This window comes from Catenulispora pinisilvae, from assembly GCF_015356865.1.
Taxonomy (GTDB): Bacteria; Actinomycetota; Actinomycetes; order Streptomycetales; family Catenulisporaceae; genus Catenulispora; species Catenulispora pinisilvae.
Map to the genome: position 1 here is coordinate 48,688 of NZ_JAAFZA010000035.1, position 11,540 is coordinate 60,227.

The window sequence follows — 11,540 nt, forward strand, 5'->3', positions numbered from 1 at the left end:
TTAGGAGCGGTGTTGCCGGTGAGGTTGTAGTGAGGCCCCCGGACCGGTTCTGACCGGTGCGGGGGCCTCACCTCGTCCGGGGCACGGCCGTCGGTCCGGTAAGCTAGACAGCTGTTGCCTTGTGGCGACCCTCATCCGTCGTGCCCTTGGTAGGGGTTATCGGCGACGTCTACAGAAACGAGTATGGGAATGCCTCCCAAGAAGAAGCTCACCGCGGTCATCAAGCTCCAGATCAAGGCCGGTATGGCGAACCCGGCCCCGCCCGTCGGCCCGGCTCTGGGTCAGCACGGCGTGAACATCATGGAGTTCTGCAAGCAGTACAACGCGGCGACCGAGGCGCAGCGCGGGCAGGTCGTGCCCGTCGAGATCTCGGTGTTCGAGGACCGCTCGTTCACGTTCATCACCAAGACCCCGCCGGCGGCCAAGCTGATCCTGAAGGCCGCGGGGATCGAGAAGGGTTCGGGCGTCCCGCAGAAGGACAAGGTCGCGACGCTGACCCAGGCCCAGGTCCGGGAGATCGCCGAGACCAAGATGCCGGACCTGAACGCGAACGACGTCGAGGCCGCGATGAAGATCATCGCCGGGACCGCGCGGTCCATGGGCGTGATCGTGGCGGACCGCTGAGCCCTGGCTCGGTGGCGACACAGCAGTGACCTCACCGGGCTTCGCGCCCGGTGGGCAGCAGTACCGGCGACACCAGTGGCAGAGCCGCGCGCGGCTCGTGAAGACCACATCTCACCATCACTAGGAGAGCAGTAATGAAGCGCAGCAAGGGCTACCGCAACGCCGCGGCGAAGATCGACGCCGACGAGTTCTACCCGCCGCTGACGGCGATCCGCCTGGCCAAGGAGACCTCGGTCACCAAGTTCGACAGCTCGGTCGAGGTCTCGATGCGGCTGGGCATCGACCCCCGCAAGGCCGACCAGATGGTCCGCTCCACCGTCGTGCTCCCGCACGGCACCGGCAAGACCGCCCGCGTCCTGGTCTTCGCCCAGGGCGACAAGGCCGAGGCGGCCCGCGAGGCCGGCGCCGACATCGTGGGCTCCGACGAGCTGATCGACGAGGTCGCCAAGGGCCGGCTGGACTTCGACGCGGTCGTGGCCACCCCGGACCTGATGGGCAAGGTCGGCCGCCTGGGCCGGGTGCTGGGCCCGCGTTCGCTGATGCCGAACCCGAAGACCGGCACCGTCACCGCCGACGTGGCCAAGGCCGTCAACGACATCAAGGGCGGCAAGATCGAGTTCCGGGCCGACCGGCACTCGAACCTGAACTTCATCATCGGCAAGGTGTCCTTCTCCGAGCAGCAGCTCGCCGAGAACTACGCCGCCGCGCTGGAGGAGGTGCTGCGGGTGAAGCCCAGCGCCGCCAAGGGCCGGTACCTGCGCAAGATCACCTTCGCCACGACGATGGGCCCGGGCATCCAGGTCGACGCCAACCGGGTGCGCAACGTCGCCGGCGAGGACGAGGCGTGAGCTGACGCCCCGCGCACAGCAGAGCATTGATACGTTGAGCCCCCGTCCCGGGTCGGGACGGGGGCTCGATGCCTTATCGGTGGTCAGAACCACCCCCGGCCCCGTGCTAATCTTGACGCAGCCGAAGACCGCTGGTCGCTGATCCGAGCCGAACGGCCCGGACCAGTCGAAGGCCTCCTCCCACGGAGCGACCCGCCGAGGCGCGATAAGTGAAGCAGTCTGATCGTCCGCCAGGACGGTCCTCCTGACCTGTGACGCCCGCGCTGACGCGCCGGGCGTTTTTTCGTGTCGAGGCTGGAGTCGGCTCTGACACCCCGGAAGGAGGCCCGTATGGCGAGGCCTGACAAGGCGGCCGCGGTCGCCGAGATCGCGGATCACTTCCGCGACTCGAACGCCGCCGTGCTGACCGAGTACCGCGGGCTCACTGTCGCGCAGCTGAAGGAACTTCGGCGCGCGCTCGGTGCGACCACGGACTACGCCGTGGTGAAGAACACGCTGACCAAGGTCGCAGCTCGTGAGGCCGGGGTCACCGGCCTGGACGTGGCGGCGCTGAAGGGTCCTTCGGCCATCGCCTTCATCAAGGGCGACCCGGTCGAGGCGGCCAAGGGTCTTCGTGACTTCGCCAAGGCGAACCCCCTTCTGGTGATCAAGGGCGGGGTGATGGAGGGCAAGACCCTCACCCCCGAGGAGATCACCAAGCTCGCGGACCTGGAGTCCCGCGAGGTTCTGCTGGCCAAGGCGGCCGGCGCGATGAAGGCGTCCCTCGCGAACGCGGCGGCGCTCTTCCAGGCTCCTTTGGCCAAGGCCGTCCGCACCGTGGACGCGCTGTCGGCCAAGAAGTCCGCCGACGCCTGATAGGCACCCGGCAAAACCAAGCTAGACCTCACTTAGAGAAAGGACGCCTATCATGGCGAAGCTCAGCAAGGACGAGCTGCTCGAGGCTTTCAAGGAGATGACTCTGATCGAGCTCTCCGAGTTCGTGAAGCTGTTCGAGGACACCTTCGACGTCAAGGCCGCCGCCCCGGTCGCCGCGGCCGGTCCGGCCGGTCCGGCCGCCGCCGCCGAGGCCCCGGCCGAGCAGGAGGAGTTCGACGTCATCCTGGAGTCGGCCGGCGACAAGAAGATCCAGGTCATCAAGGTCGTGCGCGAGCTGACCTCGCTGGGTCTGAAGGAAGCCAAGGACCTCGTCGACGGCGCGCCGAAGGCCGTGCTGGAGAAGGCCACCAAGGAGGCCGCCGAGAAGGCCAAGGCTTCCCTGGAAGAGGCCGGCGCCGGCGTCTCCGTGAAGTAGTTCTGCTTCACGGCGCGAGCCATTCGAAGGACCCCCGGGGTTTCCCGGGGGTCCTTCGCGCTGTCCGCCGTGACCAGTGTGATGACCATGTGCGGCCGATGCGCGCGGGATGCGCGAGGGCAATGATCGGCGCCCGCCTCTTGACGTCGGCCCAGCTACGCGGGATTCTGCGGTACGTCAGCTCCGTACGTCAGCTCCATAAGACGCACCCGCCAGGGCCGAGGCAGCGCGAGGCACGGCCCGGGAAGAAAAAAGGTGCGAAGGACGGACGTCCCGCCCGTGTCGGCGGCGACAACTGTCGGTCGATCCGGCTAGTCTGTCCGTCTGTTGCCCGACGCGTCGGTGGCCCGCCAATACCGGGCCGGCCGGCCCGCGTCAGGCCTATTAAGGCACGGGCTGGACAGGCGTGGCCGAGATGGCTACACTGTTCGTTTGCGCTGCCTTTCTGCATGCCCTGTACGTTTAACGGCCTCGCGAAACCTTCGAACCAATCGGCTCCCACGCGGTGAATACCGCAGCCGACCTGGGGTTTCGCCGGATCCGTCGGCGGGTAGGGATACAGGTTCATCCGGTAGCGCTAAGGACAGCCAGTCCAGTCCGAGCCCCGGAAGGACCCCTCTTGGCCGCCTCGCGCACCGCCCAGAACATCACCAAGAACGCCGCCCGCCGCATCTCCTTCGCGAAGATCAAAGAGCCGCTCGAGGTTCCGAACCTGCTCGCGCTGCAGACGGAGTCCTTCGACTGGCTGGTCGGCAACGCCACCTGGAAGGGTCGCGTATCCGAGCAGCAGGCCGCCGGCCTCGATGTGCCCACCACCTCCGGTCTGGAGGAGATCTTCGAGGAGATCTCCCCGATCGAGGACTTCCAGGGCACCATGTCGCTGACGTTCCGCGACCACCGCTTCGAGCCGGCGAAGTACTCCATCGACGAGTGCAAGGACCGCGACTTCACCTTCGCCGCCCCGCTGTTCGTGACCGCCGAGTTCACGAACAACGAGACCGGTGAGATCAAGAGCCAGACCGTGTTCATGGGCGACTTCCCGCTCATGACCAACAAGGGCACCTTCATCATCAACGGCACCGAGCGTGTCGTGGTGACCCAGTTGGTGCGCTCCCCGGGTCTGTACTTCTCGCAGGACATCGACAAGACCTCCGACAAGGACGTCTTCAACGCCAAGATCATCCCGAGCCGGGGTGCCTGGCTGGAGTTCGAGATCGACAAGCGCGACATGGTCGGCGTGCGCGTCGACCGCAAGCGCAAGCAGCACGTCACCGTGCTCCTGAAGGCCCTGGGCTGGGACGACGCCCGGATCCTGGAGGAGTTCGGCGAGTACGAGTCCATGCGCCAGACGCTGGAGAAGGACCACACCGCCGGCCAGGACGAGGCGCTGCTGGACATCTACCGCAAGCTGCGCCCGGGCGAGCCGCCGACGCGCGAGGCGGCCCAGACCCTGCTGGACAACCTGTACTTCAACCCCAAGCGCTACGACCTGGCCAAGGTCGGCCGCTACAAGATCGACAAGAAGCTGGGGCAGGCCAGCGGCATCGACAACACGGTGCTCACCGAGGACGACATCGTCAACGCGATCCGCTTCCTGGTGAAGCTGCACGCCGGTGAGACCGAGATGCCGCCGCAGGTCCAGGGCGCGCCGAACGTGGTCGTCGAGGAGGACGACATCGACCACTTCGGCAACCGCCGGCTGCGCAGCGTCGGGGAGCTGATCCAGAACCAGGTCCGCACCGGTCTGGCCCGCATGGAGCGCGTGGTGCGCGAGCGCATGACCACGCAGGACGTCGAGGCCATCACCCCGCAGACGCTGATCAACATCCGGCCGGTCGTGGCCTCCATCAAGGAGTTCTTCGGCACCAGCCAGCTCTCGCAGTTCATGGACCAGACCAACCCGCTGTCCGGTCTGACCCACAAGCGCCGCCTGAACGCGCTGGGCCCCGGCGGTCTGTCCCGGGAGCGGGCCGGCTTCGAGGTCCGCGACGTGCACCCGTCCCACTACGGCCGGATGTGCCCGATCGAGACCCCGGAAGGCCCGAACATCGGCCTGATCGGCTCGCTGGCCTCCTACGGCCGGATCAACGCCTTCGGCTTCATCGAGACCCCCTACCGCAAGGTGGTCGACGGCCGGGTCACCGACCAGATCGACTACCTGACCGCGGACGAGGAGGACCGGTACGTCGTGGCGCAGGCCAACGCGCCGGTCACCGACGACGGCGGCTACGTGGACGAGCGCGTGCTGTGCCGCCGCAAGGGCGGCGAGATCGAGATGATGCTGCCGGGCGACATCGACTACATGGACGTCTCCCCGCGCCAGATGGTGTCGGTCGCCACGGCGATGATCCCGTTCCTGGAGCACGACGACGCCAACCGCGCCCTGATGGGCGCGAACATGATGCGCCAGGCCGTGCCGCTGCTTCAGTCGGACTCGCCGTACGTCGGCACCGGCATGGAGTACCGGTGCGCGGTCGACGCCGCCGACGTGGTGACCGCCGACAAGGCCGGCGTCATCACCGAGGTCTCCGCCGACCTGGTGAGCGTCGCCAACGACGACGCCACCACCAGCGTCTACCGGATCGCCAAGTTCCGCCGCTCCAACCAGGGCACCTCCTTCAACCAGAAGGTGATCGTCGCCGAGGGCGAGCGGGTGGAGATCGGCTCGGTGCTGGCCGACGGCCCGTGCACCCAGGACGGCGAGATGGCCCTGGGCAAGAACCTGCTCGTGGCGTTCATGCCGTGGGAGGGCCACAACTACGAGGACGCGATCATCTTGTCGCAGCGCCTCGTGCAGGACGACGTCCTGTCCTCGATCCACATCGAGGAGCACGAGGTCGACGCCCGGGACACCAAGCTGGGCCCGGAGGAGATCACCCGGGACATCCCGAACGTCTCCGAGGAGGTCCTGGCCGACCTCGACGAGCGCGGCATCATCCGGATCGGCGCCGACGTCGTCCCCGGCGACATCCTGGTCGGCAAGGTCACGCCCAAGGGCGAGACCGAGCTCACCCCGGAGGAGCGGCTGCTGCGCGCGATCTTCGGTGAGAAGGCCCGCGAAGTCCGCGACACCTCGCTGAAGGTGCCGCACGGCGAGCAGGGCAAGATCATCGGTGTCCGGATCTTCGACCGGGACAGCGGCGATGAGCTGCCCCCGGGCGTGAACCAGCTGGTCCGGGTGTACGTGGCGCAGAAGCGCAAGATCACCCACGGTGACAAGCTGGCCGGCCGGCACGGCAACAAGGGCGTCATCGCCAAGATCCTCCCGGTGGAGGACATGCCGTTCCTGGACGACGGCACCCCGGTCGACATCGTGCTGAACCCGCTCGGCGTGCCCTCCCGGATGAACCCGGGGCAGGTGCTGGAGACCCACCTGGGGTGGATCGCGGCCACCGGCTGGGACATCGGCGACGGCGACGGGGAGTGGCAGGAGCGCCTGCGCTCCATCGGCGCGGACAAGGCCGAGCCGAAGACCAAGGTCGCGACCCCGGTCTTCGACGGCGCCCGCGAGGACGAGATCACCGGTCTGCTGGGCAACACCCTCAAGACCCGCGACGGCGTCCGGCTGGTCAACGAGTCCGGCAAGGCCCGGCTGTTCGACGGCCGCTCCGGCGAGCCGTTCCCGTACCCGATCTCGGTCGGCTACATGTACATCCTGAAGCTGCACCACCTGGTGGACGACAAGCTGCACGCGCGCAGCACCGGCCCCTACTCGATGATCACGCAGCAGCCGCTGGGCGGTAAGGCCCAGTTCGGCGGCCAGCGGTTCGGCGAGATGGAGGTGTGGGCCCTGGAGGCCTACGGCGCCGCCTACGCGCTGCAGGAACTGCTCACCATCAAGTCCGACGACGTGCTCGGCCGCGTGAAGGTCTACGAGGCCATCGTCAAGGGCGACAACATCCCCGAGCCCGGCATCCCGGAGTCCTTCAAGGTGTTGATCAAGGAAATGCAGTCGCTGTGCCTCAACGTCGAGGTGCTGAGCAAGGACGGCACCATGATCGAGCTGCGCGACACCGACGAGGACGTCTTCCGGGCGGCCGAGGAACTGGGTATCGACCTGAGTCGGCGTGAGCCGTCCAGTGTCGAAGAGGTCTGATCGAACGAGTCATCGAGGAGGATAGAAACCACATGCTTGACGTCAATTTCTTCGACGAGCTCCGTATCGGTCTGGCGACTGCCGACGACATCCGCACCTGGTCCTACGGCGAGGTGAAGAAGCCGGAGACCATCAACTACCGCACCCTGAAGCCGGAGAAGGACGGACTCTTCTGCGAGAAGATCTTCGGCCCGACCCGGGACTGGGAGTGCTACTGCGGCAAGTACAAGCGGGTGCGCTTCAAGGGCATCATCTGCGAGCGCTGCGGTGTCGAGGTCACGCGGGCCAAGGTGCGCCGTGAGCGGATGGGCCACATCGAGCTCGCCGCGCCGGTGACCCACATCTGGTACTTCAAGGGTGTGCCGTCCCGGCTGGGCTACCTGCTGGACCTGGCGCCGAAGGACCTGGAGAAGGTCATCTACTTCGCCGCCTACATGATCACCGAGGTCGACGACGAGCGGCGCACCCGGGACCTGCCCTCGCTGGAGGCCAAGGTCTCCGTCGAGCGCCAGCAGGTCGAGAACCGGCGCGACTCCGATGTCGAGGCCCGGCAGAAGAAGCTGGAGGAGGACCTGGCGGCCCTGGAGGCCGAGGGTGCCAAGGCCGACCAGCGCCGCAAGGTCCGCGAAGGCGGCGAGCGGGAGATGAAGCAGCTGCGCGACCGCGCGCAGCGCGAGATCGACCGCCTGGACGAGGTCTGGAGCCGGTTCAAGTCGCTGAAGGTCCAGGACCTGGAGGGCGACGAGATCCTGTACCGGGAGATGCGTGACCGTTACGGCACGTACTTCTCGGGGTCGATGGGCGCCGCCGCCTTGCAGAAGCGGCTGGAGACCTTCGACCTGGACGCCGAGGCGGAGTCGCTGCGCGACACCATCCGCAACGGCAAGGGCCAGAAGAAGACCCGTGCCCTGAAGCGGCTGAAGGTCGTGGAGGCCTTCCGCGCGACCAACAACTCGCCCTCGGGCATGGTGCTGGACTGCGTGCCCGTGATCCCGCCGGACCTGCGTCCGATGGTGCAGCTGGACGGTGGCCGCTTCGCCACCTCCGACCTGAACGACCTGTACCGCCGGGTGATCAACCGGAACAACCGGCTCAAGCGGCTGCTGGACCTGGGCGCGCCGGAGATCATCGTCAACAACGAGAAGCGGATGCTGCAGGAGGCCGTGGACTCGCTGTTCGACAACGGCCGCCGCGGCCGTCCGGTCACCGGTCCGGGCAACCGTCCGCTGAAGTCCCTGAGCGACATGCTCAAGGGCAAGCAGGGCCGGTTCCGCCAGAACCTGCTGGGTAAGCGCGTCGACTACTCGGCCCGTTCGGTCATCGTCGTCGGCCCGCAGCTCAAGCTGCACCAGTGCGGTCTGCCCAAGCAGATGGCGCTGGAGCTGTTCAAGCCCTTCGTGATGAAGCGGCTGGTGGACCTGAACCACGCGCAGAACATCAAGTCCGCCAAGCGGATGGTGGAGCGCGCGCGGCCGGTGGTGTGGGACGTGCTGGAGGAGGTCATCGGGGAGCACCCGGTGCTGCTCAACCGCGCCCCCACGCTGCACCGCCTGGGCATCCAGGCCTTCGAGCCGCAGCTGGTCGAGGGCAAGGCGATCCAGATCCACCCGCTGGTGTGCACCGCGTTCAACGCGGACTTCGACGGCGACCAGATGGCGGTGCACCTGCCGCTGTCCGCCGAGGCACAGGCCGAGGCCCGCATCCTGATGCTGTCCTCGAACAACATCCTGTCCCCGGCGCACGGCCGGCCGATCACCTCCCCGACGCAGGACATGGTCCTGGGCATCTTCTTCCTCACGATGGACCGTGACGGGATGAAGGGCGAGGGCCGGGCGTTCGGCTCGATCTCCGAGGGCATGATGGCCTTCGACAACCGCGAGCTGGACCTGCAGGCGCCGATCGAGCTGCGGATCTCCGAGGCGGTGCCGCCGCGCGGCTGGGTGGCGCCGGAGGGCTGGGAGACCGGCCAGCCGTTCCGCCTGAAGACCACGCTGGGCCGGGCGCTGTTCAACGAGCTGCTGCCGCTGGACTACCCGTACGAGAACCGCGAGGTGGCCAAGAAGCAGCTCTCGGCGATCGTCAACGACCTGGCCGAGCGCTACCCGAAGGTGACCGTCGCGGCCACCCTGGACAACCTGAAGGCCTCGGGCTTCTACTGGGCCACCCGCTCCGGCGTCACCGTGTCCGTGGAGGACATCGTCGTGCCGCCGAAGAAGGCCGAGATCCTCGAGGGCTACGAGGCGCGCGCGGACAAGATCCAGAAGCAGTACGAGCGCGGTCTGGTCACCAAGGAGGAGCGCAACCAGGAGCTCATCCAGATCTGGACCCAGGCCACCAACGACGTCGCCGACGCGATGCAGGCGAACTTCTCGAAGACCAACCCGATCTTCATGATGGTCGACTCCGGCGCCCGCGGTAACTTCATGCAGATGCGGCAGATCGCCGGTATGCGTGGACTGGTCTCGAACGCCAAGAACGAGACCATCCCGCGTCCCATCAAGGCGTCCTTCCGCGAGGGCCTGTCGGTGGTCGAGTACTTCGTCTCCACCCACGGCGCCCGCAAGGGCCTGGCCGACACCGCGCTGCGCACCGCCGACTCCGGGTACCTGACCCGGCGTCTGGTGGACGTCTCGCAGGACGTGATCATCCGCGAGGAGGACTGCGGAACGGAGAAGGGCATCCTGATGCCCATCGCCGCCCGCGGCGCCGACGGCCGGCTGATCAAGGACGAGAACGTCGAGAACTCGGTCTACGCGCGCAACCTGGCCGAGAAGGTCGTCGTCGAGAAGAAGACGATCCTGGACGCCAACGTCGACCTCGGTGACGTGGCGATCGACAAGCTGATCGAGGCCGGGGTGGCCGAGGTCAAGGTCCGCTCGGTCCTGACCTGCCAGTCCAAGGTCGGCACCTGCGCGATGTGCTACGGCCGCTCGCTGGCCACCGGCAAGCTGGTGGACGTCGGCGAGGCGGTGGGCATCATCGCCGCGCAGTCGATCGGCGAGCCCGGCACCCAGCTGACCATGCGCACCTTCCACACCGGCGGTGTGGCCGGCGACGACATCACGCAGGGTCTGCCGCGTGTCATCGAGCTGTTCGAGGCCCGCACGCCCAAGGGCGTGGCGCCGATCGCCGAGGCGGCCGGCCGGGTCCGGATCGAGGACACCGACAAGACCCGCAAGCTCATCGTCACCCCGGACGACGGCACGGAGGAGGTCGCCTACCCGGTCAGCAAGCGCACCATGCTGCTGGTCGCCGACGACCAGCGCGTGGAGGTCGGCCAGGAGCTCACCAAGGGCACCGTCAACCCGCACGACGTGCTGCGCATCATGGGCGACCGGCAGGTGCAGATCCACCTGGTGGCCGAGGTGCAGAAGGTCTACCGCAGCCAGGGTGTGCCGATCCACGACAAGCACATCGAGATCATCGTCCGGCAGATGCTGCGCCGGGTGACGATCATCGAGGCCGGCGACGCCGAGCTGCTGCCCGGGGAGCTGGTCGAGCGCGGCCGCTTCCAGGAGCAGAACCGCAAGGTGATCGCCGAGGGCGGGCAGACCGCCTCGGCGCGTAACCAGCTGATGGGCATCACGAAGGCGTCGCTGGCCACGGACTCGTGGCTGTCGGCGGCCTCCTTCCAGGAGACCACCCGGGTCCTGACCGACGCGGCGATCAACGGCAAGTCCGACTCGCTGCTCGGCCTGAAGGAGAACGTGATCATCGGCAAGCTGATCCCGGCCGGGACCGGCATGCCGCGCTACCGGAACATCAAGGTCGAGCCGACCGAGGAGGCGAAGGCCCAGATGTACACGCTGGTGGGCTACGACGACGACTACTCGTCGTACAGCTTCGGCAGCGGCTCCGGCCAGGCTGTTCCGCTGGAGGAGTACGACTTCGGCGGCTACAGCGGCTGAGGTCTGAGTTGGTAGAGCGCTGAGAAGGGCGGTCGTTCCCCGGTGGGGAGCGGCCGCCCTTCGGTTTGGTGGCGGGCCGCCGGTTTGGCCAGAATTGCGCCTATGATGATTCGGCCGCTCAGCGAAGTTCAGGAACATTTCGCCGACTACGTCCGCCGGGCAAGTACCGAGCGCGAGCACGTCGTGATCACGGTGAACGGCCCGGAGCGAGGCCGTGTTGGTGGGGGTCGAGGAGTGGGAGAGCATCACGGAGACGCTCTTCTGGCTGTCGCAGCCTGGATTTGCCGAGGATGCGGCCGAGGCACGGGCGAACCCCGGAGGCGGGATGTCTAGCGAGGAAGCGGCGGCTTGGATTGCCGAGCGTCGCCGACCGGAGGGCGAATGACTCACCACATCGGGATCTGAGCCGGCCGCCGGCGAAGACAAGCCGCGCCACCATCGTCATCGATCTCGTGCCGGTGGCCCACCGCGTGGACGCCTATCGCCCCCGCTAGTGCGGTGGCCGGGTTGGTTCGCCGGGTTGGTGGTGTGGTCGCCGGTTGGGGTTGCGTTGTGTGTGGGGTGGTTGAAGGGCGTTGTGAAGAAATCGGCGGTTCCGGCCAACTGTTGGGCTGATCCGGTGCGGCGGGGCGGGATGGGGCCGGAAGGCGAGTTCTACCGGTCGTCGCAACGCGTTGTGGTTGTGTGGTCTGACAGTAGCTTGGTGAGGCGTTCGGCTGGGGTATCCCAGTCGAGGACTTTGCGGGGTCGCCGGTTGAGTTTGGCGGCGACGG

Annotated in this window: 7 protein-coding genes; all 7 read left to right on the plus strand. The window is 67.4% G+C overall.

Annotation, left to right across the window (positions count from 1 at the left end):
* Positions 1-189 precede the first annotated feature (189 nt).
* The 7 genes from rplK to IZR01_RS54185 all read left to right on the plus strand — a co-directional run bounded on the left by rplK (position 190) and on the right by IZR01_RS54185 (position 11,100).
* The gene (gene rplK, locus IZR01_RS12565; protein WP_194892900.1) at positions 190-624 is read left to right on the plus strand and encodes a 50S ribosomal protein L11; all 435 of its coding nucleotides are present in this window, start codon (positions 190-192) and stop codon (positions 622-624) included.
* 134 nt (positions 625-758) lie between these two features.
* Positions 759-1,472: a 50S ribosomal protein L1 gene (rplA, locus tag IZR01_RS12570; RefSeq protein ID WP_194892890.1), complete on the plus strand. Its 714-nt coding sequence runs from the start codon at positions 759-761 to the stop codon at positions 1,470-1,472.
* A gap of 330 nt (positions 1,473-1,802) precedes the next feature.
* Positions 1,803-2,327 carry a 50S ribosomal protein L10 gene (gene rplJ / locus IZR01_RS12575; RefSeq protein WP_194892891.1) on the plus strand — a complete coding sequence of 175 codons (525 nt, stop codon included), beginning with the start codon at positions 1,803-1,805 and terminating at the stop codon, positions 2,325-2,327.
* A 52-nt stretch (positions 2,328-2,379) separates the two neighbouring features.
* Positions 2,380-2,763 (plus strand): 50S ribosomal protein L7/L12, encoded by a 384-nt coding sequence (rplL, locus tag IZR01_RS12580; protein WP_194892892.1) that lies wholly within the window; start codon positions 2,380-2,382, stop codon positions 2,761-2,763.
* A gap of 619 nt (positions 2,764-3,382) precedes the next feature.
* Entirely contained in the window at positions 3,383-6,859 is a 3,477-nt protein-coding gene (gene rpoB, locus IZR01_RS12585; RefSeq protein WP_194892893.1) for a DNA-directed RNA polymerase subunit beta, read from the plus strand.
* 32 nt (positions 6,860-6,891) lie between these two features.
* Positions 6,892-10,767 (plus strand): DNA-directed RNA polymerase subunit beta', encoded by a 3,876-nt coding sequence (locus tag IZR01_RS12590; RefSeq protein ID WP_194892894.1) that lies wholly within the window; start codon positions 6,892-6,894, stop codon positions 10,765-10,767.
* Positions 10,768-10,872: 105 nt separating this feature from the next.
* Positions 10,873-11,100: a type II toxin-antitoxin system prevent-host-death family antitoxin gene (locus tag IZR01_RS54185; protein WP_369125359.1), complete on the plus strand. Its 228-nt coding sequence runs from the start codon at positions 10,873-10,875 to the stop codon at positions 11,098-11,100.
* Positions 11,101-11,540 lie beyond the last annotated feature (440 nt).